At 63.4% G+C, this 26,085-nt stretch carries 20 protein-coding genes and 1 pseudogene; 9 read left to right on the top strand and 12 right to left on the bottom strand.

Features of this window, described 5'->3' with window-relative positions; translation table 11 throughout:
* Positions 1 to 18: 18 nt before the first annotated feature.
* From A3AU_RS0133425 to A3AU_RS0133405, 5 genes are all read left to right on the top strand, one after another.
* On the top strand, positions 19 to 1,521 hold the full coding sequence (locus tag A3AU_RS0133425; RefSeq protein WP_027056727.1) for an FAD-dependent oxidoreductase: 1,503 nt from the start codon (positions 19 to 21) through the stop codon (positions 1,519 to 1,521).
* Positions 1,518 to 2,279 (top strand): 3-ketoacyl-ACP reductase, encoded by a 762-nt coding sequence (locus A3AU_RS0133420; RefSeq protein ID WP_027056726.1) that lies wholly within the window; start codon positions 1,518 to 1,520, stop codon positions 2,277 to 2,279. The genes A3AU_RS0133425 and A3AU_RS0133420 overlap by 4 nt, the downstream gene beginning before the upstream one ends.
* 12 nt (positions 2,280 to 2,291) lie before the next feature.
* The gene (locus A3AU_RS0133415; protein WP_027056725.1) at positions 2,292 to 3,920 is read left to right on the top strand and encodes a GMC family oxidoreductase; all 1,629 of its coding nucleotides are present in this window, start codon (positions 2,292 to 2,294) and stop codon (positions 3,918 to 3,920) included.
* A gap of 10 nt (positions 3,921 to 3,930) precedes the next feature.
* Complete coding sequence (locus A3AU_RS0133410) at positions 3,931 to 4,248, top strand: Dabb family protein (RefSeq protein WP_027056724.1); 318 nt, start codon at positions 3,931 to 3,933, stop codon at positions 4,246 to 4,248.
* Between the two features lie 89 nt (positions 4,249 to 4,337).
* Complete coding sequence (locus tag A3AU_RS0133405; protein ID WP_027056723.1) at positions 4,338 to 5,555, top strand: MFS transporter; 1,218 nt, start codon at positions 4,338 to 4,340, stop codon at positions 5,553 to 5,555.
* A 59-nt stretch (positions 5,556 to 5,614) separates the two neighbouring features.
* On the opposite strand, the gene A3AU_RS0133400 is transcribed toward A3AU_RS0133405, so the two are convergent.
* The 3 genes from A3AU_RS0133400 to A3AU_RS0133390 form a co-directional block, all read right to left on the bottom strand.
* Complete coding sequence (locus tag A3AU_RS0133400; protein WP_027056722.1) at positions 5,615 to 6,460, bottom strand: EamA family transporter; 846 nt, start codon at positions 6,458 to 6,460, stop codon at positions 5,615 to 5,617.
* Between the two features lie 7 nt (positions 6,461 to 6,467).
* Entirely contained in the window at positions 6,468 to 7,376 is a 909-nt protein-coding gene (locus A3AU_RS0133395) for an endonuclease/exonuclease/phosphatase family protein (RefSeq protein ID WP_027056721.1), read from the bottom strand.
* Positions 7,377 to 7,488: 112 nt separating this feature from the next.
* Positions 7,489 to 9,042 carry a cation:proton antiporter gene (locus A3AU_RS0133390; RefSeq protein WP_027056720.1) on the bottom strand — a complete coding sequence of 518 codons (1,554 nt, stop codon included), beginning with the start codon at positions 9,040 to 9,042 and terminating at the stop codon, positions 7,489 to 7,491.
* 122 nt (positions 9,043 to 9,164) lie between these two features.
* Between A3AU_RS0133390 and A3AU_RS1000000137170 the strand changes: the two are divergent.
* A pseudogene (locus A3AU_RS1000000137170) lies at positions 9,165 to 9,787 on the top strand (glutathione S-transferase family protein).
* Positions 9,788 to 9,802: 15 nt separating this feature from the next.
* Here A3AU_RS1000000137170 and A3AU_RS0133380 read toward each other — a convergent pair.
* The 9 genes from A3AU_RS0133380 to A3AU_RS0133340 form a co-directional block, all read right to left on the bottom strand.
* Complete coding sequence (locus A3AU_RS0133380; protein ID WP_027056719.1) at positions 9,803 to 10,867, bottom strand: ABC transporter ATP-binding protein; 1,065 nt, start codon at positions 10,865 to 10,867, stop codon at positions 9,803 to 9,805.
* A gap of 16 nt (positions 10,868 to 10,883) precedes the next feature.
* A complete protein-coding gene (locus A3AU_RS0133375) occupies positions 10,884 to 11,675 on the bottom strand; it encodes an ABC transporter permease (RefSeq protein ID WP_027056718.1) in 792 nt (263 codons plus the stop codon).
* Positions 11,672 to 12,586, bottom strand: coding sequence for an ABC transporter permease (locus tag A3AU_RS0133370; protein WP_032918619.1), 915 nt, complete (start codon positions 12,584 to 12,586; stop codon positions 11,672 to 11,674). The genes A3AU_RS0133375 and A3AU_RS0133370 overlap by 4 nt, the downstream gene beginning before the upstream one ends.
* 66 nt (positions 12,587 to 12,652) lie before the next feature.
* Entirely contained in the window at positions 12,653 to 13,759 is a 1,107-nt protein-coding gene (locus A3AU_RS0133365) for an ABC transporter substrate-binding protein (protein WP_027056716.1), read from the bottom strand.
* A gap of 242 nt (positions 13,760 to 14,001) precedes the next feature.
* Positions 14,002 to 15,174 carry an iron-containing alcohol dehydrogenase gene (locus A3AU_RS0133360; protein ID WP_027056715.1) on the bottom strand — a complete coding sequence of 391 codons (1,173 nt, stop codon included), beginning with the start codon at positions 15,172 to 15,174 and terminating at the stop codon, positions 14,002 to 14,004.
* Positions 15,175 to 15,191: 17 nt separating this feature from the next.
* Positions 15,192 to 16,580: an aldehyde dehydrogenase family protein gene (locus tag A3AU_RS0133355; protein ID WP_027056714.1), complete on the bottom strand. Its 1,389-nt coding sequence runs from the start codon at positions 16,578 to 16,580 to the stop codon at positions 15,192 to 15,194.
* Positions 16,581 to 16,770: 190 nt separating this feature from the next.
* Positions 16,771 to 18,141 (bottom strand): glutamine synthetase family protein, encoded by a 1,371-nt coding sequence (locus tag A3AU_RS0133350; protein WP_027056713.1) that lies wholly within the window; start codon positions 18,139 to 18,141, stop codon positions 16,771 to 16,773.
* A 94-nt stretch (positions 18,142 to 18,235) separates the two neighbouring features.
* Entirely contained in the window at positions 18,236 to 19,777 is a 1,542-nt protein-coding gene (locus tag A3AU_RS0133345; protein ID WP_027056712.1) for an amino acid permease, read from the bottom strand.
* Between the two features lie 18 nt (positions 19,778 to 19,795).
* On the bottom strand, positions 19,796 to 20,614 hold the full coding sequence (locus tag A3AU_RS0133340) for an N-formylglutamate amidohydrolase (protein ID WP_027056711.1): 819 nt from the start codon (positions 20,612 to 20,614) through the stop codon (positions 19,796 to 19,798).
* A 137-nt stretch (positions 20,615 to 20,751) separates the two neighbouring features.
* Here A3AU_RS0133340 and A3AU_RS0133335 point away from each other — a divergent pair, with 137 nt between their 5' ends.
* The 3 genes from A3AU_RS0133335 (at position 20,752) to A3AU_RS0133325 (ending at position 26,062) form a co-directional block, all read left to right on the top strand.
* Complete coding sequence (locus tag A3AU_RS0133335; protein WP_027056710.1) at positions 20,752 to 21,579, top strand: MurR/RpiR family transcriptional regulator; 828 nt, start codon at positions 20,752 to 20,754, stop codon at positions 21,577 to 21,579.
* 203 nt (positions 21,580 to 21,782) lie between these two features.
* Positions 21,783 to 22,934 carry an efflux RND transporter periplasmic adaptor subunit gene (locus A3AU_RS0133330; protein WP_027056709.1) on the top strand — a complete coding sequence of 384 codons (1,152 nt, stop codon included), beginning with the start codon at positions 21,783 to 21,785 and terminating at the stop codon, positions 22,932 to 22,934.
* Entirely contained in the window at positions 22,931 to 26,062 is a 3,132-nt protein-coding gene (locus A3AU_RS0133325) for an efflux RND transporter permease subunit (protein ID WP_027056708.1), read from the top strand. Before A3AU_RS0133330 ends, A3AU_RS0133325 begins: the two co-directional genes overlap by 4 nt.
* Positions 26,063 to 26,085: the final 23 nt, after the last annotated feature.

Below are 26,085 nucleotides of genomic sequence, written 5' to 3'. Positions count from 1 at the left end.
CGGGACGCGATTTAGGTCATGACAAATCCGGACATCGTCATCATCGGCTCCGGCATCGGCGGCGCCACGATCGCTTCCGGTCTGGCCGGCAGCGGCGCCTCGATCCTGATGCTGGAGCGCGGCGAGCCCTTGCCGGCAACGCCACATGCCCGCGACACGCGCGCGATTTTCCTCGACGGTCACTATCGGCCGAAGGAGATGTGGCGCGAGGCCGGCGGTGCGGCCTTCAACCCGGGCAATTACTACTATGTCGGCGGCAATTCGAAATTCTTCGGCGCGGTGCTGATCCGCTACCGCAAGGAAGATTTCTCCGCCATGGAGCACTTTGGCGGCATCTCGCCGGCCTGGCCGTTTTCCTATGACGAGTTCGAGCCCTGGTATTCGAAGGCCGAGCAGCTGTTTCGCGTGCGCGGCGCGCTGGGCGAGGACCCGACCGAACCGTTCCACTCGATTCCCTATGCCTTCAAGCCAGTGCCCGACGAGGCGCCGATTGCGCGTGCCCGCGCCGAGCTCAGGGGCCTCGGCCTGCATCCGGCCTCGCTCCCGCTCGGCGTCGACATCGACACCTGGCTGAAGGAGGGCAGGACCGGCTGGGACGCGTTTCCGAATACCGGCCAGGGCAAGATGGACGCCCAGACGGCACCGCTGGCGGCGGCGCTCAAGGACGAGAACATCCGGCTCGAGACCGGCTGCCATGTCGAATACCTCGAAGCGGCGCCCGATGGCAAAAGCATCGCCGCCATCCACTACCGGCAGAATGGCGGGCTGAAGAAACTATCACCAAAACTGGTCATCCTGTCGGCGGGTGCGGTCAATTCCGCCGTCATCCTGCTGCGCTCGCCTTCACCAGATGGCAAAGGACTCGCCAACCGTTCCGACCAGGTCGGCCGCAATTTCATGAACCACAATTCCAGCGCCATGCTGGCCATCGACCCGCGCCGCAGGAACGACGCCGTCTATCAGAAGACGCTGATGCTAAACGACTACTATCTCACCGACGGCAAGGGCGGCAAACCGCTCGGCAATGTTCAGCTGCTCGGCAAGATCGACGGCAACATGCTCAAGGCCAATGTGAAGTCCATACCGAAATTCGCGCTCGACTACATGGCCGGCCACGCCGTCGACTGGTACCTGATGTGCGAGGACCTGCCCGATCCCGAAAGCCGTATCATGGTCGACGGCAAGGACATCGTCATGCAGTGGCGCCGCTCCAACATGCAGTCGCTCGACGGGCTGACCAAGGTGATGCGCGAACACTTCCGCGCCTGCGGCTATCCCATCGTGCTGTCGCGCCCCTTCGACAAACGCACTCCCTCGCACCAGTGCGGCACGGTCAAGATGGGCGACGATCCGGCAACCGCGCCGCTCGACCCCTTCTGCCGGTCGTTCGACCACCGAAACCTGTTCGTCGTCGACGCCAGTTTCCTGCCCAACTCGGCTGCCGTGAACCCGGCGCTGTCGATCGCGGCTCAGGCGCTGCGCGTGGCCGACCATATCCGCAAGTCGGACCTCGTGGCATGACCCGGCCGGCGGCGATCGTCACCGGCGGCACGCGCGGCATCGGGCTGGCCTGCGCCGAGGCGCTGGCCGATTCGGACTTCGACATCCTGGTCGCCGATCTCGCTGAACAAGCGCCGGATAGGCTTGCTGCCGACATCGCCGGGCGTGGCGCAAAGTTCGCCTACATCAAATGCGATATCGCCAACCTCAACGATCACGCTGTGTTGGTCGATGCCGCCATGCGCGCCTTCGGGCGCATCGACTGTCTCGTCAACAATGCCGGCGTCGGCGCCGTAGTGCGCGGCGATCTCCTGGAATTGAAACCCGAGAACTTCGATCGCACGCTCGGCATCAACCTACGCGGCACGGTGTTCCTCAGCCAAGCTGTCGCCAAGGCGATGCTGGCCACACCCGGCGACCACCCGAAATCGATCATCACCATCACCTCGGTCAGCGCCGAGATGGCCTCGCCGGAACGTCCCGACTACTGCGTCTCCAAGGCCGGGCTTTCCATGTGGGTAAAGAACCTGGCGCTGCGGCTTGCTCCCGAAGACATCGGCGTGTTCGAGCTGCGACCGGGCATCATCCGCACCGACATGACGGCGGGTGTATCAGGCAAATACGATGCTTTGATCGACAGCGGCCTGGTGCCGGCCAAACGCTGGGGCGAAGCATCCGACATCGGCGCCGTGGTGGCGACGCTTGCAGCCGGCAGGCTCGGCTTTTCGACCGGCTCGATCATCAATGTCGACGGCGCCCTCTCCGTGCCCCGGCTATGAATGGATGAGACTATGACCGACTACATCATCGTGGGCGCCGGCCCGGCCGGGTGTGTTCTGGCCAATCGGCTGAGCGAGGATCCTTCCAATTCGGTGCTGCTGCTCGAAGCCGGCGGCAAGGACTGGCATCCCTATATCCACATGCCGGCGGGCTTCGCCAAGATGACCAAGGGCATTGCCTCCTGGGGTTGGTCGACAGTGCCGCAGAAGAACATGAAGGACCGTGTCTTTTGGTACACGCAGGCCAAGGTCGTCGGCGGCGGCTCCTCCATCAACGCCCAGATCTACACGCGCGGCAATGCCCGCGACTATGATGCCTGGGAGAAGGAAGAGGGGCTGACCGGTTGGGGTTACCGCGACGTGCTGCCCTATTTCAAGCGCGCCGAAAACAACCAGCGATTCGCCAACGATTTCCACGGCGACCAGGGTCCGCTCGGCGTGTCGAACCCGATTTCGCCGCTGCCGATCTGCGAAGCCTATTTCCGCGCCGGCCAGGAGATGGGCATCCCCTTCAACCCGGACTTCAACGGCGCTGCCCAGGAAGGCGTTGGCTACTATCAACTGACGCAGAAGGATGCCCGCCGGTCCTCCGCTTCCGTCGCCTATCTGAAGCCGATCCGCGCCCGCAACAACCTCACCGTCCGGACCGACGCGCTGGTGACCCGTATCGTCGTCGAGAGGGGCCGCGCCGTCGGGGTGGAGGTCGTCGACCGCCCCGGTGGCGAGAAGAAGATCCTGCGCGCCGAACGCGAAGTGATCGTCTCGTCCGGCGCCATCGGCTCGCCGAAACTCTTGATGCAGTCGGGCATCGGCCCCGCCGACCACCTGAAATCTGTCGGCGTCACGCCGGTTCATGACCTGCCGGGCGTCGGCTCCAACATGCAGGACCATCTCGATCTGTTCGTCATCGCCGAATGCACCGGCGATCACACTTACGACAACTACGCCAAGCTGCACCGCACGGCCTGGGCAGGTCTGCAATATCTGCTGTTGAAGAAAGGGCCGGTCGCCTCCAGCCTGTTCGAGACAGGTGGCTTCTGGTACGCCGATCCGACCGCCGCCTCGCCCGACATCCAGTTTCACCTGGGCCTCGGCTCCGGCATCGAGGCCGGCGTCGAGAAGCTGAACAATCCCGGCGTCACCTTGAACTCGGCCTTCCTGCGGCCGCGCTCGCGCGGCACGGTGCGGCTGAAAAGCGCCGACCCGGCCGATCATCCGCTGATCGACCCGAACTACTGGTCCGATCCCTATGACCGCGCCATGTCGATCAAGGGCCTGCGGCTGGCGCGCGAGATCATGCGGCAGAAGGCGCTTGCCCCTTACGTGCTGCGCGAAGTGCTGCCTGGCCCGTCGCTCGCCAGCGATGACGAGCTGTTCGACTATGCCTGCCGCACCTCCAAGACCGACCATCACCCGGTCGGCACCTGCCGCATGGGCCATGACGAGATGGCCGTGGTGACGCCGGACCTGCGGCTGCGCGGCATCGAGGGGTTGCGCGTCTGCGATGCCTCGGTGATGCCGCGCGTGCCGTCCTCCAACACCAATGCACCGACCATCATGGTCGGCGAAAAGGGCGCCGACCTGGTCCTCGGTCGCGAACCGCTGCCGCCGGCTGTGTTCTCCGGAAACCGGGCTGCTTAAGGGGGAAAAAATGATCAGGCACTGCGTTTTCGTCAGGTTTCGCGACGATGTCCCCGACGGCGAGCGCGCGGCGATCCATGCGGAGCTGGAAGCACTCCGGCAAGTGGTGGACGGCATGGACACCGTCCGGTTCAGCGCCAATGTCAGCCCTGAGCCTTTTGCGCGCGGCTACAGCCATGGTTTCACCATCGATTTCCGCGATGCAGCCGCCCGCGATGCTTATCTGGTGCATGAAGCCCACCAGCGCGCCGGCGCCCGGCTGGTCGCCGCACTCGAAGGCGGCACCGATGGATTGATGGTCTTCGATCTCGATCTTACGAAAAAGTGACCGCCGGCTCTTCGAAAGCCGGCTGATCGCTGTTCTCTTTTGCGAACAGGGCGACATATCGTTCCTTTGGGGGTGCAAAGGAGGACGCCTTGAATCTCACTGCCGAGCAGAAGAAAACCGTTCTGGCCTCATTCCTGGGCTGGACGCTCGACGCTTTTGATTTCTTTCTCCTGACATTCCTGCTCACCGATATTGCGAGTGAATTCCACACGGATGTCCCGGCAGTCTCGAAGGCATTGTTTCTGACCTTGGCGACGCGCTTCATCGGCGCGTTCTTCTTTGGCATGCTCGCCGACAAATATGGGCGCAAGCCCATCCTCATGCTCAACATCGTCAGCTACTCGGTGATCGGCGCGCTTGCCGCCTTCTCGCCCAATCTCGGCATTTTCCTGGCGCTGCGGGCTCTGTTCGGCATCGCCATGGGCGGCGAATGGGGGCTCGGCTCCTCGCTCGCCATGGAATCCATCCCGCCGAGCGCGCGCGGCATGGTTTCGGGCATCCTGCAATGCGGCTATCCGGCCGGCTACCTCTTGGCGGCGGTGGTCTATGGCCTGCTCTACCAGCAGACGATCGGCGGCTATACGGTGGGCTGGCGCGCCATGTTCCTGCTCTCTTTCGTGCCGGCGCTGATCGTGCTCTTCATCCGCTCGCACGTGCCGGAATCACCGGCCTTCGTCGAAGCGCGGAAATCGGTGAGACCAGGGGTTCTGGAAACGCTGCAGAAGCACTGGGGCGTCGCGCTCTATGCTGTCGTGCTGATGATGTTCTTCAATTTCTTCAGCCATGGCACGCAGGACCTCTACCCGACATTCCTGAAGAAGCAGCATGGCTTCGACCCGCACACCGTGAGCTGGATCACCATCGTCGCCAATCTCGGCGCCATTGTCGGCGGCCTGGCCTTCGGTTCGCTGTCCGAGAAGATCGGCCGCGTCAACGCCATCACGCTTGCCTGCCTGATCGCCTTGCCGGCGATCCCTCTGTGGGCCTACAGCACCACGCCCTTCATGCTCGCCATTGGCGCCTTCGTCATGCAGATCGCGGTCCAGGGCGCCTGGGGCGTCATCCCCGTGCACCTGAACGAATTGTCGCCAGGGGCGGTGCGAGCGACCTTGCCCGGCTTCATCTACCAGGCCGGTAATCTCGCGGCGTCCTATGGCGGTCCGTACCAGGCGGGAATCGCGGAAAGCGTTGGCGGCAGCTACGGCTACGCGCTGGCGCTTTTTGCCGGCGTGGTCGCCGTCTGCATCATCGTCGTCATCCGCTTCAGCCCGGAGCGGCGCGGCCAGGTGATGACGGTGCTCGGCTGAAAAGTCCTTTTTGAGCATGATCTTTGTCCGAAAAGTCTGCAACTTTTCGGGACCATGCCTTAACCGAGCCGAAGCGCAATGACCCCGGCGACGATGCTAAGCGCGGCGGCACCGCGCCAGCCCGTCATCTTCTCGCCGAGCGCGTAGACCGAGATCAGCATGGCGAACAGGATCGAGGTTTCGCGCAACGACGCCACGGAGGCGATCGGCGCCTTGGTCATCGCCCACATCACGATCCAGTACGCAGCACCGCTGAGCACGCCGGTGAACAGTCCGGTCTTCCAGTCGCGCGCCAGCACCGGAAGCGCCTTGGGACCGCGGAAGACGAGGCACAGCACCAGCGCGCCAAACGCGTCGCAGATGAACAGCCAGGCCGCATAACTCTGCGCTGTCGCCGCCAGCCGCGCACCGCTGCCGTCGGACAGCGTGTAGCTGGCGATGAAGATCGAGGTGCCCAGCGCAAAGCCGACGGCGCGCAGATTGAGCTTCTCCAGATGCGCGCCGCCGCGAAACGACATCACCAGCGTGCCCGCCGACAACAGCAGGATGCCGACAATGGCAAGCGGCGCCGGCACTTCGGCGACGACGAACATGCCGCCGATCGCCGCCAGCAAAGGTGCCGTGCCACGCGCGAGCGGATAGGTCTGGGCGAAGTCGCCGGCCTGGTAGGCGCCGATCAGGAAGGTGCGATAACCCATATGGAAAATGACGGAAGCGACGATGTAGGGCCACACTTCCGCCTTCGGCACCTCGACGAAGGGCAGCGTCACGAGTGCGGCGGCGCCCATGCCGAGCGTCATCAGCGTGATCGACAGGAAGCGGTCTAGATGCACCTTGACCAGCGCGTTCCAGATCGCATGCATGGCGGCCGCGGCAAGCACCGCGAAGAAGACGAAAAGCGTCATTTCGGCCTTATCGACCTCCCGAGCCGAAGGGCGTTTCGAGATCGATGTCGATCCGCACCGGGAAGTGATCGGATGCCACCTCGCCCATGTCCGAGACAACCGAGCGCACCCGTCCGGCCAACATGCCGCCGACGAAACAATGGTCGAGCCGGCGCTTTGCCAGCCTGCCGTCGATGATCTTCTCATGCGTGTGGAAATCGGCTACCGGTTCGATCGCCACGGCAGCGGCATCGACGAACCCGTCGAGATAGGCCGCGCCGCGATGGTAGGGCGTGCCGCCGACGATGCGGCGGTATTCGGCGCTGCCCGGCTCCATGTTGAAATCGCCCATCCAGATCGCCGCCAGCGGATTCTCAGGTTCGGCTTCGCCGCTGGTCCAGTTGCGCATGGGCTCGTCGTCGATACCGCTCCACGGCCCGCCGTCGGAAGGCGCTCGGCGATGTTCGGCCATGAGATAGTCGATCTGCTCCAGCCGCTCTTCAGCCGCGATGTGGGCGAGATGCAAGGACAGTACCCTGAGCGGGCCGGCTGGCGTGCGGATCATGCATTCGAGTGCGGCATTGCGGGTGTTGAGCGGCCGCAAGGTGCGGCGCATCGGCAGCGCATGCAGCCGCGACCAGACGATGGGCAGCTTCGACAGCACCATGGTGCCGAACTGCCGGCGCCGGTTGACCAGGCGACCCTGATGCCGCTCGCTGGCATCCATGTCGAAGGCCGGGCCGTAGACCCAGTAGTAGTCGGGCAGGAGACGCGACAGCAGTTCCGGCTGGTCGTCGAAATTGCTGCGCCGCCAGTGCCGCTCCACCTCCTGCAACGCAATGATGTCGGCGCCGTGGACGATCCGCGCCGCGCGCTCAAGATCGTAGCGGCCGTCGCCGCCGAACCCGTACTGGATGTTGTAGCTGACCAGCTTCATTGATTAATCGGCTCAGTTTCGATTTTGGCAGTAAAGGTTCGGTCAATCGCTTGCAATGTGCAGGAAGCCGGGCGGAGTTTGGGCCAGCAAAGCCGTCGAAACGCAGGATCTCCTAGTCTGTCGTCAGCGGCTGGAACCGGCCTGCCGGCGACGCCGCCAGTTCCGCCCAATCGATCTCCTCCTCCAGCCGGTGATAGGCTTCGTCGCCGATCGTGCCGTTGCGGCGTAATTCCTCGAGCGTGTCGCGCTGGCGGTTGATGGCATAGAGGCGCAGCCGGTCGTATTCGGTTGCCGCCTGCGCGTCCTCCGGATTTTGAGCAATCACACGCTGAGCCTCATATTGTTCGCGCACGACAGCCGCGGCGGCGGACGTCTTGCGGCTCAACACGTCAAGCGCTGCCTGCATGACGGCAACGCGCGCCTGCGCCACCTCGTTGTCGATCGTTCTGTCCGGGTCGAAGTTGAGGATGCGCAGCAGAGGCTTCAAGGTCATGCCTTGCAGCACCAGCGTGCCCAGAACCACGGCGAAGGCGGCAAGCACGATCGGATCGCGGCCGGGAAAATTGGCCGGCAGGGCAATGGCCACCACCAGCGTCACCAGGCCGCGCATGCCGCACCAGCCGACGAGCACGGCGCCGCGAAACGTCGGCGCCTCCCGCATTCTGTCTTCGCCGCCGAAGCGGGCAAACCAACGGATGATCGCAACATAACTCGCCACCCAGACCAGGCGTGCCACAATCACCACCACCAGCACCGTCGCGGCGAAGAGAAAGGCCTCGCCTTGCCCGCCGCCGGACAGCCGGCCGACGATCGATCGGGCCTGCAGGCCCATCAGCACGAACGCCAGCACGTTGAGCACGAACACCGCCGACTCCCAGACCGAATAGGTGCTCACGCGGCGTCTCGCCGGCATGCGGCGTGGCGCCCTGCGCGCAAGCGTGATGGCGTAGACGACTATGGTGATGATGGCGGAAAGGCCGAGCCTGTCGGCCAGGATCCACACGCCGAACGTCCCGGCGAACTGCACCACGGTGCTGCTCGCCGCGTCCTCGATCCGGGTGAGCGTCAACAGCGAGAACCGGCCAAGCACATAACCCGCGACCAGGCTGCCTATGGTCGAGAGCAAAATCGTCGGAACGGCATTGCTCAGCATGATCGAGCCGAGTGCTGCCGAAACCGCCAACCGGTAAATCAGCAGTGCCGTGGCATCGTTGAGCAGGCTCTCGCCCTGCAGGATGGCGGTGATGCGGTGCGGCACCTTGAATTGCCCGAGCACGGCGCTCGCCGCCACCGCATCCGGCGGTGCGACGATGGCGCCGAGCGCGACCGCCGCGGCGAGCGGCAAGCCGGCCATCTTCCAGCCGACGAAGGCAACGACGACAGTGGTGAAGACAACGGCGCCAAGCGCCAGCAGCAGCAGCGACAGCCGGTAGCGCTTGAGGTCGCGCAGCGAGGTGTCATAGGCGGCATCGAGAAGCACCGGCGCGATGAACAGCGCAAGCGCCAGTTCCGGATCGATCTCGATCATCGGCGCGCCGGGCACGAAGGCAATCGCGACCCCGGCCAGGGCCAGCAGCGACGGATAGGGAATCTCCAGCCGCCGCGACAGCGCCGTCAACGCAACGGCGGTCAAAAGCAGGACAAGTGTGAGTTCGAAAAGGGCCATGGGCTGTTACTTCAGTGAGACAGGATTGCCGGCGCGAATATGCCCGCAGGATGCGGTGAATTGGCCATCAAACTCAAGCCCTCTACGCCTCGATCCGCCTCCCGCCGTACAACAGCCGCACGATCTTCATCGGCCAGTATGACTCGCCCCTCGTGCGCCGCGTCGGTATCGCGCTGACCCTGTATGGCATATCCTCGAGCACCGTCCGTGGTCGGCCTTCGGCGATGCCGACAGGATTCGGCCCTATAACCCGCTGACCAGGGTGCCGAGCTTGGTTCTGGACAATGGCCAGGTGCTGATCGAGATCCATTTGATGCTCGACTATCTTGATAGTCTCGTCCCGGCCGAGAAGAGGATGTTTCCGACAGAGGAGCCGCTGCGCCACCAGGCGCTGAAGGTGTCAGCCCTTGCCACCGGGCTCGGCGACAAGACGGTCAGCCTCTTCTACGAGGAGCGGCTGCACGAGAAGGTCTCCGACCTTTAGGCTGGGCGCTGCCGCACGCAGATCGAGACCTTGCTTGCCGTGCTGGAGGCCGACCGTGCCAAACGGTCGACACCTTACTGGCTGGGTGAGCGCATCGGCCATGCCGGCATCATGGTTGCCTCCGTGTTGCGCTTCATCGGCGAGGCGGATCCGGGGCTCATTTCGCTGGCGGACTTCCCGGCGCTGGACGCTCATGCGGCACGAATGGAAGCACTACCTGTCTTTCGGGCCATATCGCAGCTGTTCATCGCGCCGGCTTGATCAACCGCCGTCTGGTTAATGCAGCACCAGCATATCGTCTGACGAGAACGAGATCTCGGCCTTCTCGCCGACGGCCGGTGGCGGCGTCGCCGGGCTGTTGAAGGTATCGAGCGACACCGTGTTGCCGCCGATGCCGACGCGAACGCGGATCACCGAGCCGAGGAAATGCACTTCGGAGATCTCGCCGGACAGGCTGGAATCACGACCGGGCTGACGGCCAAGCGAAATCGCCTCGGGACGCAGCGCCAGCGACAGCGTATCGCCCGACTTGGATCCGTTGAGCTTGCCCTTCAGCGAGACCTGTTCGGAATTGACCCGCACCGTGCCCGCCGCTGCGTCGGTGACCGTGCCTTCCAGCACATTCAGTGTGCCGACGAAATTGGCGACGAACTTGGTCGCCGGGCGGTTGTAGATCTCGAACGGCGTACCAACCTGCTCCGCCTTGCCGCCATACATGACGGCGATGCGGTCGGAGATCGACAGCGCCTCCTCCTGGTCGTGGGTGACGAAGATGGTGGTGATGCCGAGCTTCTTCTGGATCGAACGGATTTCCTCACGCAGCGAGACACGGACCTTGGCATCCAGCGCCGACAGCGGCTCGTCGAGCAGCAGCAGCTTCGGTTTCGGCGCGATCGCACGCGCCAGCGCGATACGCTGCTGCTGGCCACCGGAGAGCTGGTAGGGATAGCGGTCCGCCATCTGCGGCAGCTTGATAATACCCAGCATCTCGGCAACGCGGGCGTCGATGTCCGCCCTGGGCATGCCAGCGACCTTCAATCCGAAGCCTATGTTCTGCGCCACGGTCAGGTTCGGAAACAGCGCATAGGCCTGGAACACCATGCCGACATTGCGCTGATTGGGCTTCAGCCTCGTAATATCCTTGCCGCCAACGACGATCTTGCCGGCGCTCGGCTCCTCGAAACCCGCGACCATGCGCAGCACCGTTGTCTTGCCGCAGCCGGATGGTCCGAGGAAAGAGACAAATTCACCACGTTCGACGTCGAGATTGAAATCCTCAACCACGGTGGTGGCGCCGAAGGATTTCCGAACGTGCTGGATGGAGAGGAACGGGTCGGCCATGGTGTTGTTCTTTCGATCAGTTCGGACGGTTCGCCGATCTCGGCGCGAAGCGGGACAATATCTGGATCAGCGACATGCAGCCCCAGGTGATGGCGAAGGCGATGATGGCAAGGGCTGCCGGTTCATAGGCTCGGTTGGCGCCGATGTTCTGCAGATAAGGGCCGAAGGCCGGCCGGTTGAGCAGGCTTGCCATGGTGAACTCGCCGATAACGATCGCAAAGGTCAGGAATGCACCCGACAACACCGCGATCAGCACATTGGGCAGGATAACCCGGGTGATGATCGTCCCCCAACCAGCGCCGAGAATCTGCGCCGCTTCCGTCAGCGTGCGCACGTCGATGGTGCGAAGCCCGGTGTCCACCGCGCGATACATATAGGGCAGCGCCAGCGTGGCATAGCCGATGACCAGCAAGGCATTGGTGCCCGTGTCGCTCGCCAGGAACGGCAGCGGCGAATTCGAGCCGTACATTCTGATGTAGCCGAAAACGATGACGATGGCGGGGATAACCAGCGGCAACAGCGTGATGAACTCGACGATGGGGCGCAGCTGCGGTAGGCGCAGCCGGATCCAGTAGGCGGCCGGCACCACGATGAGCACCCCGAGAATGATGGTGAAGACGGCGGCAAGCACCGAATAGCCGAAGGTCGCCTGGAAGCGTTCGTCACCCAGCACGACCTTGTAGGCGTCAAAGGAATAGACGCCGCGCCGCATGCGCATGGAGAACTCCACCGTCGCGATCAGCGGAATGAAGAAATAGGCAGCGCCCAGCGCGAAGACGACCCAGGCCCAGAACCTGCCAGCCTTCATTTGAGCCACCTCTCGGAACGGGTGCGGAACCAGATGTAGAAGACATTGGCAAGACCGGTGATCAGGATCATGCCGAAGGCGATGGCATAGCCGAGATGGGCATTGTGCAGCACGTCGCCACGGATCTGGGCATAGAGCAGGATCGGCACGATGTTGAGCGACGAACCGGTCAGCGCATAGGCGGTGGCGATGGCGCCGAAGGCATTGGCGAACAACAGGATCACGGTGCCGAGGAAGCTCGGCCAGATCACCGGAATGACCACCATGCGCCAATACTGGGACATGGTCGCACCCAGCGTTGCGGCGGCCTCGCCCCATTCCTTCTTCAGCCCGTCTATGGCCGGCACGATGATGACCACCATCAGCGGAATCTGGAAGTAGACATAGGTCAGCGTCAGTCCCCAGAACGACAGGATGTTGAAGCCATGCGCGTAGATGTTGAGACCGAACAGCGTGTTCAGAATAACTGTCGCAAGGCCGAGCCGGCCGAGTGTGGCAAGGAAGGCGAAGGCCAGCGGCACGCCGGCAAAGTTCGAGGCGACACCGGAAAACGTCAGCGTCGCCGAGCGTATCCAGTCCGGCAGGCCGCCACGCACGATGGCAATGGCAATCGCCAAACCCGCAAAGGCGCCAATCAGCGATGAAGCAAGGCTGACCTTGATCGAAATCCAGTAGGCGGCAACGATCGATGGCTGCGCCAGTGCAACTATGTTTTCGATTGTGAATTCACCAGCATCGTTCTGGAATGCGCCCAGCATCAGGTAGAGCGTGGGCAAGATCAGGAACATGATGGCGAAGATGAAGAAGGGCGCAACGCCGAGCCATTGCGTCGGCAATCTCATGCTGCGCGCCTCGGCGGGAGGCGCGGTCTTGCCGGTAACAGCGTGGTCGGACATAGAGATATCGGTCATGCGCCGGCTACCGTCTTCGAGAGAAAGAACCGGGCGGCCGTGAAGCCGCCCGGTGGATCTCAACTGTTACTTGACGTTGGCGCCGACAACGGCGTCCCAGTTCTTGGTGATGGCTTCCTTGGCCTTACCCTGCTCGTCGAGCGTCGGGAACACCGCGGCCGCATAGGACTCAGCCGGCGGCAGCTTGGCCAGCACGTCCGCCGGGATCTTGCCGTTCTTGGCGAGATCATTGAAACGGATCGGGTGGCAATAGCCCTTCAACCAGGCGATCTGGCCTTCGTCGGAATACAGGTATTCCAGCCAGAGCTTGGCCGCATTCGGATGCGGCGCGTAGGCGCTGATCGCCTGTACGTAGACACCGGCGACGACACCTGTCTTCGGCACGACAACGTCGACGGGCGGGTTGCCCTTCAGCGTGTCGCGGCCGGCGAGCGCGTTGTAGTCCCAGGTGACGAGGATCGGGGTCTGGCCTTGGGCCAGCGTCGCGGCCTTGCCGATGACCGGGACGAAATTGCCGGCGGCGTTGAGCTTCTTGAAGAAGTCGAGGCCAGCGGTGCCGGCAGCTTCACCAGCCGCCGCACCCGTCGACAAGCCAGCGGCATACACCGCCTGGATGGCCTGGTTCGAAGCGCGCGGATCACCGGCAAGAGCGACCGAGTTTGCGAATTCCGGCTTCAGCAGGTCTGCCCAGTCCGTCGGCGACGTCTTCACCAGGTCCTTGTTCACCTGGAAGGAGAGCACGCCGTAGTAGTCGCCCGTCCAGAAGCCGTCGGCATCCTTGGCGCTGTCGGGGATCGAGTCCCAGGTCGATACCTTGTAGGCCTGGATCAGACCGTCCTTCTTGGCGGACGGACCGAAGGACAGGCCGACGTCGATGACGTCAGGCGCCTGCGGGCCCTTATTGTCCTTGTTCGCCTTGATCGCCTCGACCTCGTCGCCGGAGCCGGCATCGGGGTTGAGTTCGTTGATGGTAATCTCCGGATACTTCGCCTTGAAGCCGGCGATGACGTCGCCGTAGCCGCACCAGTCATGCGGCAGGGCGATGGTCGTGAGCTGGCCTTCTGCCTTCGCGGCCTTGACGAGATCGTCCATCGAAGCCGAGGACGAAATCACCGTCGACGCAAAAAGCGTCGCGGCCGAAAGGGAAAGCACCTTCCCCGTGAATTTGAACATGTGTTCTCTCCGTTGAACTGACGCCGTTGGACGCCTGCGATGCGGTATCGTTTTCATGTGACAGCCAGATGAAAGCTTTATGAAAGCGGCTGCTCGCAGTACGAAAAAGTAAACTCTTTTTAACCTGATGTAGCAATCGCCTCGCGATTCTTTTTCCGGCTAACTAGTTTCTGCCTTGCCCGTCATCCTCCCCCTTGTTTTCGTAGCCCCTTTTCAGATCAATTTCCCGTGCGGAAAACGTCTCAGATCGTGCCCGCGATCGCGTTTTCCAGCAAGGTCAGCGCCGCCTTCTTGGTCAGCTTCACCGGGTTACCGCCAGCCGTCGGATCGACCACCGCCATGTCGGCGATCAGCGCCTTGCGCTTCTTGTCCATGTCGAGCCCCTTGATCAGGCCGGGCAGCGCATGCGGCACCTTCAACTCCTTGCGCAGCTTGATGATCGCCTTTGCAAAGCCGTCAAAGCCGCCCTTGATGCCGCAATAGGCGGCGAGCCGGGCAATACGCTCCTCGATCGAGTCGCGATTGAAGGCGAGCACATAAGGCATGAACACCGCATTGGTCATGCCGTGATGGGTGTCGTAGAGCGCGCCGACCGGGTGTGACAGCGAGTGGATGGCGCCCAGTCCCTTCTGGAAAGCGGTGGCACCCATGGCGGCCGCGCTCATCATATGGGCGCGCGCGACGAGGTCCTTGCCGTTGGCATAGGCCTTCGGCAGGTTCTCGAATACCAGGCGAATGCCTTCCACCGCGATGCCGTCGGCCATCGGATGGTAGCCCGGCGCGCAATAGGCCTCGAGGCAGTGGGCGAGCGCATCCATACCGGTGCCGGCGGTGATGAAGCCCGGCATGCCAACCGACAGCTCCGGATCGGCGATCACGATCGCCGGCAGCAGCTTCGGATGGAAGATGACCTTCTTGGTGTGCGTCTCCTCATTGGTGATGACGCCGGCACGGCCGACTTCCGACCCGGTGCCGGCCGTGGTCGGCACGGCGATGATCGGGGCGATGGCGTCGGAATTGGCGCGCGTCCACCAGTCGCCGACATCCTCGAAATCCCACACCGGCCGCGTCTGGCCTGCCTGGAAGGCGATCAATTTGCCGAGGTCGAGCGCCGAGCCGCCGCCGAAGGCGATGACGCCGTCATGCTTGCCCTTCTTGAACACCGCAATGCCGGCGGTGAGGTTGGACTCGACCGGGTTCGGCCTCACCTCCGAGAAGACGCCGTAGGGCACCTTGGCGTCGTCGAGGATCTTCAGCGTCGAAGCGACGACCGGCAGCTTGGCCAGACCCGGATCGGTGACGAAGAGCGGCCGCTTGATGCCGGTGGCCGCCAGGACCTCGGGCAATTCCTTGATGCGTCCAGCGCCGAAGCGGACGGTGGTGGGATAGTTCCATTTGGAGATCAGCTTGGACATTTTTTGTCTTTCGAAAATCAGATGGCTTCGCGCAGGTGGAAGGATTTCGGGCGAGTGAGATTGTCGTAGCCGAGCGCCGAAAGGGCAACGCCCTTGCCGGTGTCCTTGACGCCGGTCCAGACCAGCGCCGGATCGAGATAGTCGCAGCGGTTCATGAACACGGTGCCGGTCTCTACACGGTCGCCGATGGCGATGGCGTGCTCGGTGTCGCGCGTCCAGATCGAGGCGGTCAGGCCGTAGGGGCTGTCATTCATCAGCGCGATCGCCTCCTCGTCGTTGCGTACTTTCATGATGCCGACGATCGGCCCAAAACTTTCCTCGCGCATGACGCTCATCTGATGGTCGACTTCCGTCAGCACTTCCGGTGCCAGATAGGGCGAGCCGGCTTTGTCGTTAGCCACCTTCATGTTGATGTGCGCCTTGGCGCCCTTGCGCAGCGCCTCGGCCTTCTGCTCGCGGATCAGGTCGGCAAAACGCGCCTGCGCCATCGGCCCCATCGTCGTCGCCTGTTCCAGCGGATTGCCCACGACATAGTTCTTCGTCTCGGCGATGAAGCCTTCGACGAACTCGTCATAGACTTTCTCGTGCACATAGACGCGTTCGATGCCGCAGCAGCACTGGCCGGAATTGTAGAAGGCGCCGTCGACCAGATTGGCGACCGCATGGTCCATCTTGGCATCGGGCAGTACATAGGCCGGATCCTTGCCGCCAAGCTCGAGGCCGAGCGTCATGAAGGTGCCGGCCGCCGCCTTTTCGATGGCGCGGCCGCCGCCGACCGAGCCGGTGAAGTTGACATGGTCGATCTTGCCCGAGCCGAGCAGTTTCTCGGTCTGGGCATGGTTGAGCACGACATTCTGGAATACGCCCTTGGGCAGGCCGGCCTTGTCGAAGGCCTGTTGGAAGCGTTCGCCGACCAGCAGCGTCTGCGCCGCATGCTTGAGGATGACGGCGTTGCCGGCCATCAGCGCCGGCACGATGGTGTTGACGGCGGTCAGATAAGGATAGTTCCACGGCGCGATCACCATGACCACGCCGAGCGGATCCTTCTTCACATAACGGCGGAAGCCATCCTTCGGATTGGAAGCCGGCACGGATTTGAGCGCCGCCTCCGCGATCTCGACCATGTAATTGGTGCGTTCCTTGACGCCGCCGAACTCGCCGCCATAGCGCACCGGCCGCCCCATCTGCCAGGCAATCTCAGGCACGATCTCGTCTGATATCGCGACCAGCGCTTCGAGCATCGCCAGCATGTACTTGCCGCGCTCGACGATCGGTACCAGCGCCCATTTCTCTTGCGCTGCCCTGGCGCGCTCGACCGCGGCATTGACCGCCTGATCGGTCGCGATCGGCCGCTCGGCATAGATCGAGCCGTCGATAGGGGATATGATTTTGACCGTTTCGGTCATTTTGTAAGTCCTCGCACTTCTGCAACAATCGAAAAATCGCTTGGCTCGGCGCTGCCCCTCATCCGCCTGCCCGCACCTTCTCCCCGTATAGTTACAGGGAGAAGGGAAACGCTCCAGCGCTGGCGTCCCCTCTCCCCGTTCTTAACGGGGAGAGGGGGGTGAGGGGCGGCGTCAACGTTCGCAGGCTACCTTAATATCGCTCGAACCCCCTGTGCAGTTCCCAATCCGTAATGCGGCGGTCGTATTCGAACTGCTCCCACTTGGCGGTGTGGACATAATGCTCGAGCACATCCTCGCCGAGCGCCTCTTTCAGCATCTTCGACTTGGCCAGCGTCTCGGTGGCGTCACGCAGTGTCTTCGGGATCTCCGGCAGGCGTGAGGCTTGGTAGGCGTCGCCGACGAACGGCTTCTGCAGTTCGAGCTTCTCGTCGATACCGGCAAGGCCGGCGGCGATCAGCGCTGCGAAGGCAAGATAGGGGTTCAGGTCAGCGCCACCGATGCGGCATTCCATGCGGATGCCCTTGGTGCCCTCGCCGCACAGGCGGAAGCCGGCGGTGCGGTTGTCCTCGCTCCACATGATCTTGGTCGGCGCGAAGGTACCGGCCTGGAAGCGCTTGTAGGAGTTGATGTAGGGCGCCAGGAACCAGGTGAACTCCTTGGCGTATTTCAGCTGTCCCGCCGCCCATTGCTGGCCGAGCGCCGACAACGTCCAGTCAGCCTTCTTGTCGAAGAACAAAGGCATCTTGCCGTCGGCGCTCCACAGCGAATTGTGGATGTGGCTGGAGTTGCCGGCGAGCCCGTAATTGTATTTCGACATGAAGGAGATCGCCTTGCCCTCGGACTCGGCAATCTCCTTGGCGCCGTTCTTGAGGATGACGTGGCGGTCGGCCATGTCGAGCGCCTCGGCATAGCGCACATTGATCTCTTCCTGGCCCGGACCCCACTCACCCTTGGAGTTCTCGATCGGAATGCCGGCCGCTTCCATTTCGTTGCGAAGCCGGCGCATGACGCCTTCTTCCTTGGTGGTGATGCCGATCTGATAGTCGCCGATATAGGGCGAAGCGGTATCAAGACCCTGCCAGTGCTTCTTGCGGGCGGAATCGTAGGTCTCGTTGAACAGGTAGAATTCGAGCTCGGAAGCGAAGTAGCCGATATAGCCGCGTTCGGTCAGCCGCTTGACCTGCTTTTTCAGGATGGCGCGCGGCGAATGCGGCAGGTCGTCATGGGTGTGGTGATCGAGCACGTCGCAGATCACCAGCGCGGTCTTTTCCAGCCATGGAATGCGCCGCAGCGTGGCGAGGTCCGGCTTCATGACGAAATCGCCATAGCCCTTCGACCAGCTTGCCGCCTTGTAGCCGGGCACCGGCTCCATATCGATGTCGGCGGCGAGCAGATAGTTGCAGCCATGCGTTTCGTCATGGGCGGAATCGACGAAGTACTGCGCCAGGAAACGCTTTCCCGCCAACCGCCCCTGCATGTCGACGATGCAGGCCAGAACCGTGTCGATCTCGCCGCCGGAGACCGCTTTCTTCAACTGATCGAACGAGAAATTTCCAGCCATTCCTTTGGCACTCCAGTACTTGGTCGTTTCGGGCATGTAATATTGAAGGAGAATGAAACCGTGGCGAGCGAACCCGCCACGGTTTGATTGCTGTTCAGGCGGATTCGCCGACGGCCTTTTCTGCCGCCGCGATGGTCGCCCTGCGCTTAGCGATTGCCGCCTCGCCGATAGGCGGTCCCTGGAAGCGGCGGTTTTCAACGGCGAACCACAAAACGACGAGCAGAACGATCAAGCCGATGGCATAGTTGATCAGGATGTCGAAGGGCGGCTGGATGCCGGCATACATCAACACCAGAACACCAAGCACGGTGATGATGGCGAATGGCTTTGACCAGATGCCGAGCCGGAATGGCCCGAATTCGGTCCAGCTCTTTCCTTCCGCGAGAAGTCCGGCTGCGATCGGCATGGCGTAAGAGACGTAAAGGAAGAGAGCGCAACCAGCAGCGAGCGCCGCGAAAGCCGGCGAATAAAGCGTGGCGGCAATCGACAGCACGACGCCGAGCCAGATGGCCGGGACGGGCGTGCGCCAGGTTGGCGAAACCTGCTTCCACAAAGATGACCCCGGCAAACCTCCGTCACGCGAAAAGGCAAAGATCATGCGTGAGGTCGAAGTGAGTCCGGCCAGCGCGCACAGATAATTCGACAGCACGATGGCAACGCCGAGCAAAGCCTTTAGCCAGGTTGGCGCCGGCAGGTTGTTGAACAGGTTGAACCAGGCATTGCCGCCGTCCTTGGCCGTCGCCACGAGATCGGGGCTGGCAAGGACAAAGGAGACTGCCATGACGAAGCCGAAGACGAGAGACCACAGGACCGAGTGGATCATGCCTCTCGGCACAGCGACGCGGGCATTGTGCGTTTCCTCGGCGGTATGAGCCGAGGCGTCGAAGCCCGTGATGGTATAAAGCGGGTAGAGAAGGCCGATGAGGAAGGCCACAAGTGCGGTGCGGGCCGTCGGGACATAGCCACCGCCGGCATCGCCGGTCGTGTTGACGAAAGTCGTCAACCGCGCAAGATCGAAGCCATGCGCCCCCCAGATCAGGAAGGTCAACGTCAGCACGACCGCGACAACGAGGATGAGGTAGCCGGAAAAGTCGGTCAACATCGTCGTCGTCTTGATGCCGAGATGATTGAAGAGACCCTGGGTGACGGTAATCAAGACGACTGCCGCGGTCTGCTGCCAGAAACCCCATGCCGATGTGTCCCAACCAAAGATCGGACCCGCGACCAGCCCCTGAAACAGCAGGTAGACGCCGACATTCACCGAAGCGACAACGAAGATCAGGCCGAGCAGGTTGATCCAGGCCGTGGCCCAGCCCCAGCCGCGTCCGCCGAGGATCGACGACCAGTGATAGAGGCCGCCGGCTGTCGGATAAGCTGACCCAATCTGGCCGAGCGAAGCCGCGACCACGAGCGCAAAGACGCCGCCGATTACCCAGCCGATGGTCGCCTCGAAACCGCTGCCGGTGGCCATGGCCAGCGGGAAAGACGTAATGCCGCCCGCCAGAATGCAGATGATCGAGAAGGAAATGGCGAAGTTGGAGAAGCCGCTCATGCGGCGAGCCAATTCCTGGGCGTAGCCCATGTTGTGGAGGATTTTTGTGTCCTCCGACTTGTCGGAGTGATCAGGTGTTGTCATGTCAGAGTTCCCCTATTCTTAGCTGGCCGATTGAACTGACTTTCCGACTGCGATTGATCTAGAACCCCTGGCCTCCTGTGGTTCCAGATCTGAAAAAATGCCTGTGAGCAGATCCGCCCATTTCCGCTGCCCGGTCTCGCCGGAGATTTCATCGTTGCGGATTTCGATCATCGCGCAAGGGAGCCCGCGCGAGCGCGCATGCCGTTCCAGCGTGAAATAGACGCGATCGGCAGGCGAATAGGGTTCGTTGACGCCGACGGTGATGCCGGCAAGCCGCTTGAGCGCCGCTATCAGCGGCGACGCCAGCCGGCGGTCGTCGTCATGGATGATGCCGATATGCCACGGCCGGTCGTAGCCCTTGTAGACCGGCGTGAAGGAATGGACGGAAACCAGCCGCGTCTCCTGACCACGCGCCAGCCGTTCCTCGATGATGTGCTCTATCGCGCCGTGAAATGGCTGCCACGACAGGGCGACCCGCGCCGCGCGCTGCTTTTCCGTCAGGCCGGTATTTCCCGGTATGGCCGTCGTCTCGCTGACCGGCGGCACCAGGTCCGGCGCGTCGAGCGGCCGGTTGCAGTCGACGACCAGACGCGAGATGCGGGTCTCGACCAGCGTCGCATCGAGCGCCTGCGCCATACGCATCGCCACCGGCAGCGCGCCGGGATCCCAGGCGATGTGGCGGGACAGGTCCTCGACGGCAAGGCCGAGCGTGCCGAATTCGGCGGGCAGGAAATTGGAAGCGTGGTCGCAGGTAAGCACGAAGGGACTCGCTCCGCGCGGGTTCGTCACCCTCACGGAATCGGACGATGCATGGCTGGCGGGCCGCGCTGTCTCCATAGTCCTGCCGTCCCCGGGGAGCGCTGTATCGTATGTTACGTATTTTGCCTCATTGCGTCCCTATGGATGATTTCATACAGTTTGTCCGGCTTTGTCAAATGCGATCTCTAAGGCCAAGCCAACGGGTGGGGGAAAAGATGATTTCCAGCATTGCCGAACTGATCGCCGACCGCATCGGCACGATGCCGGCCGGCGAACGGCGCGCGGCGCAGACGCTGATTGCCAGCTATCCGATGATCGGCCTGAAGACGGTCGCCGAATTCTCGACCGCCGCCGGCGTCTCCTCGCCGACCATCCTGCGCTTCGTGGCCCGGCTCGGATTCCAGAACTATCCGGAATTCCAGTCGAGCCTGCAGGACGAACTGGCGGCGCAACTGCAGTCGCCGGCGATCCGCACGCTCAACCCGCCCTCGCCCGGCGGCGGCACGGCCTCACCGATGCTGGAGGCGACGCTCGACAATATGCGCGAGACCTTCCGCCACCTCTCCGACAAGCAGCTTGCCGACATCGCCGCCCGGCTCGCCGAACGGCGTGGCAAGACATTCCTCATCGGCGGCCGCTTCACCGACCCGCTGGCGCGTTACATGGCCGCCCACCTCGCCGTCATCCAGCCCGATGTCTTCCACCTCGCCGGACAGGAGAGCATGTGGCGCGACCGGCTGATCGACATGAGCAAGCGCGACGTGCTGGTGATCTTCGACATCAGGCGCTACCAGGACAGCCTCGTCCGCTTCGCCGAGAAGGCGCATCAGCGCGGCGTCCAGATCGTGCTGTTCACCGACCAGTGGCTGTCGCCGATTGCCAGGTTTGCCCGCCATGTCATCGCCGGACGGACCGCGGTGCCGTCCGCATGGGATTCCTCGGCGGCACTTTTCGTCGTCGCCGAAACGCTGATCGGCGCCGTTACGAGGCAGCTCGAGGCCGACGGCGCTCGGCGTATTCGGGAAATGGAAGGGCTGCGTTAAGCGGGCTCCGGGCAAGCGCATCCGCCCCTGATCAAGCGCGCGGACATCACGTTACCGAGATTTAATGTGCACGATTGCGTGATAATTGCCATAAACCGATGATATCGGGAGTGGGGGTGGCCGGTTTTGCCCCCCAGCCCTTGTCGTCGCTGCATCCGCTTTCACCTGGAACCGGCAGACGATTGTTTGCCGCTGGAGTGTCGATGTCGCGCTGGAAACAGATTGTCCTTGGGTTTGTCGTCGTGGTCGTCGCCGCGGCCGCGTGGGCGCGCTTCTACCCCGGCGCTCCCGAAGTGCTGGCGCACTGGGGCATGGACTGGACCCATGGCGCGACGGCGAAAGAAACGGCGGCTGGCTCCCGGCAGTCGGGGCGCCGCGGCGTCCAGATCGCCACCATCGTCGCATCGCCGGCCGCCTCGGCTGTTATCAACGACCGCCTGCGGGCGATAGGCACCGGCCGCGCCAACGCCTCGGTGACCGTCAATCCCTACAGCTCCGGCCGCCTTGCCGAACTGCTGGTCGAGTCCGGCAGTCATGTCGACAAGGGACGGATCATCGCCACGCTCGATTCCGAGACCGAGATCATCTCTCAGGACCGGGCCAAGCTCGCCTTGCAGGACGCGCAATCCAAGCTCGATCGCGTGAAATCGCTGCGTGCTTCCAATGCCGCGACGCCGGTCGCCGTTGCCGACGCCGAGGTGGTTCTGGCAGGCGCCAAGCTGGCGCTTCAGGATGCGGAGCTCGCATTGCAACGTCGGTCTGTCCTGGCACCGATATCAGGCACCGTCGGCATCCTGCCGATCTCGGCCGGCAACTATGTCACCAACCAGTCGGCGATCGCCACGCTCGACGACCGCTCGTCGATCCTCGTCGATTTCCAGGTGCCCGAGCGTTTCGCAGCCGCCGTCAAGGTCGGCGCGCAACTGACGGCGACACCGATCGCCAACCCCAGCAACGCCTATACCGGTACGGTATCGGCCATCGACAATCACATCGACGAGAAGAGCCGCACGCTGCTGGTCAAGGCCAAGATCGCCAATCCCGCGGATTCGCTGCGCGCCGGCATGTCGTTCTCCATCACCATGAAATTCCACGGCGAGACCTATCCGGCCGTCAGCCCGCTGGCGATCCTGTGGGGCTCGGACGGTGCCTATGTCTGGCAGGTCGAGGGGGGTAAGGCCAGACGCGTGCCGGTGCGCATCATCCAGCGCAACACCGAGACCGTGCTTATCGACGCCGAGATCGACAGCGGCGACATGGTCGTGACCGAAGGCACGCAGAGCGTCAGCGAGGGCGGCGAAGTCCGCATCGCCGGCCAGGACCAGCGCGCAGCCAACACCGCCGAAGGCTCATGACCGCACCCGTCAACGCCGCCAGCGATACCGGCTTCACCGCCCTGTTCATCCGAAGGCCGGTCATGGCCTTCGTGCTCAACGTCCTTATCGCGGTAGCCGGCCTCGCGGCCTTCTACGGCGTCGAGATCCGCGAATTGCCCGACGTCGACCGTGCCGTGGTGACGGTCTCGACCACCTTCGAGGGCGCCGCCGCCGAAACCGTCGACCGCGAGTTGACCGACACGATCGAGGGCGCCGTCGCCCGCGTCTCCGGCGTCAAGTCGATCTCGTCTTCCTCTTCCTTCGGCTCAAGCCGCGTCACCATCGAATTCAACGACGGCGTCGACCTCAATGTCGCCGCCTCCGACGTGCGCGATGCAGTCGGCCGCGTCGCCAACCAGATCCCGGACACCGCCGATCCCCCGCGCATCGTCAAGGCCGACGCCAATTCCGACGCGGTGATGCGGCTGGCGGTGACCTCCGACAACATGTCGATCCAGGACATGACCGTCGTGGTCCAGGACCAAATCGAGGACGAACTGGCCGCCGTGCCCGGCGTCGCCGACGTTCAGGTCTACGGCGACCGCGACAAGATATTCCGCATCGACGTCGACCAGAACAAGCTCGCCAGCCTCGGCTTCACGGTTGCCGATCTCAGGAAAGCCCTGGCTTCCGTCGCCTTCGATTCCCCGGCCGGTTCGATCACCACGACCAACCAGGACCTGATCGTGCGCACCACGGCCGACGTGACCACGCCCGAGGAATTCGAAAACATCGTCATCGGCGGCACGACCCGCATCCGCGACGTCGCCACCGTCACGCTCGGGCCCGATGTCGGCCAGACCACGCTGCGCTCCGATGGCAAGACCGGCATCGGCATCGGCATCATCCGCCAGGCGGAATCGAACACGCTGGATATTTCGACCGGTGTCCAGGCCGCCGTCGCCAAGCTGCAGGAGAACCTGCCCAAGGGTATGGCGATCAAGATCACCAGCGACGATGCCGTCTTCGTCAAGGGCGCGGTCCACGAGGTCGAGATCGCCCTCGGCCTGTCGGTAACGATGGTGCTGATCGTCATCTACATGTTCCTGCTCGACTGGCGCGCCACGTTGATCCCGGGCCTGTCGATGCCAGTCGCCATGATCGGCACCATCGCCGCCATCTATCTGGCCGGCTTCTCCGTCAACATCCTGACGCTGCTCGCCATGGTGCTGGCGACCGGACTGGTGGTGGACGATGCCATCGTGGTCCTGGAAAACATCGTGCGGCGGCGCAATGAAGGCATGGGGCCGCGCGCGGCCGCCGTGCTCGGCGCCCAGGAAGTGTTCTTCGCCGTCGTCGCCACGACGCTGACGCTGGTCGCCGTCTTCGTGCCGATCTCCTTCCTGCCCGGACAGACCGGCGGCCTGTTCCGCGAATTCGGCTTCGTGCTTGCGATGTCGGTGCTTCTGTCGTGCGTGGTGGCGCTCACGCTTTGCCCGATGCTCGCCTCGCGCATGCTGACCGGCGCCTCGCTCCACCACGAGGGCGGCCGCGGCATCGGCGCGCGTATCGGCGGCGCATTGAATGCAGCTTACAAGCGGACCCTGCACGCTTGCCTCGATGCGCCGTGGATCGTGGTTCTGGTCGCGGTACTGTTTGCCGGTACCGCCTTCACCCTGTTCGGCACCATCCGCCAGGAACTGACGCCGACCGAGGACCGCGCGGCCGTGCTGTTGCGCATCAATGCCCCGCAAGGCGTCAGCCTCGATTACACGACGCAGCAGATGCAGAAGATCGAGAAGCTGATCCAGCCGATGCGCGATTCCGGCGAAATCCGCTCGACTTTCGAGAATGCCGGGCAGAACGGCTCTTACAATTCCGGCTTCATGGTGATGACGCTGGCGCCCTGGAACGAGCGCAGCCGCAGCCAGCAGGAGATCATGGCCGAGATCAGCCAACTGACCAGGCAGGTGCCGAGCGTGCGCATCTTCCCGGTACAGCCCAACAGCCTCGGCATTCGCGGCGCCGGCAACGGCCTGCAATTCGCGCTGGTCGGCAACAATCGCAAGGCGCTCGGCGAGGCGGCGGTCAAGATCATCGCCGAGATGCAGAAAGACCCGCGCTTTCAGACGCCGCGCCTGTCGATCGACCCGACGCAGCCGCAACTGGCCGTCGCCATCGACCGCGAGCGCGCCTCGGACCTTGGCATCGACATTACCGGCCTCGCCAACACCATGCAGGCAATGCTCGACGGCAATGATGTCGTCGACGTCTACATCGCCGACCGCAGCTATGGCGTGAAGCTGGTCTCGACCACCAATCCGATCAACGATCCGACCGATCTAGAAAATGTCTTCCTGAAGACAGGCGACGGCCGCTTCGTGCCGATGTTGACCATCGCCACTCTTACCGAGCGCGCGGTGCCGCCATCGCTGTCGCGCGAGCAGCAGCAGCCATCGGTGGCCATCACCTCCAACCTTTCCGGCGATTTCGCGCTTGGCGATGCGCTGAGCCAAGCCGAGGCAATCGCCACGCCGCTGCTGCCGCGGGGCAGCCGCATCCTGCCGCTGGCCGAGGCCGCGACGCTGGGTGAAACCAACAGCGCCATGGTCACCATCTTCGGCTTCGCGCTGGTCATCATCCTTCTGGTGCTGGCCGCCCAGTTCGAAAGCTTCGTCAGCGCCGTCATCATCATGGCAACGGTGCCGCTCGGGCTGGCCTGCGCCATCTTCGCGCAGTTGCTGTCAGGCACCAGCCTCAACGCCTACAGCCAGATCGGCCTGGTGCTCCTGGTTGGCGTCATGGCCAAGAACGGCATCCTGATCGTCGAGTTCGCGAACCAGCTGCGCGACCGTGGGCTTGGTGTCCGCGAGGCGATCGAGCAGGCCTCGACGATCCGGCTGCGGCCGGTGATGATGACGATGATCTGCACCATCCTCGGCGGCCTGCCGCTGGTGCTCGCGGCGGGCGCGGGTGCCGAGGCACGCGTGGCGCTCGGCTGGGTGATCGTCGGCGGGCTGGGGCTGGCCACCATCTCGACACTGTTCCTGACGCCGGTCGCCTATCTCCTGCTTGGCCGCTTCGTCACCCCCAAGACCCATGAGGAGACGCGCCTCAAGCGCGAACTCGAGGAAGCCGCCTACACAAATATGGAGCCCGCGGAATAGGGTAAGGTCGGGACGCGGAATGG

The organism is Mesorhizobium erdmanii USDA 3471 (assembly GCF_000472705.1).
Taxonomy (GTDB): domain Bacteria; phylum Pseudomonadota; class Alphaproteobacteria; order Rhizobiales; family Rhizobiaceae; genus Mesorhizobium; species Mesorhizobium erdmanii.
Note: the sequence above shows the minus strand (reverse complement) of the source record. Positions and strands in the feature narration are given on the sequence as shown.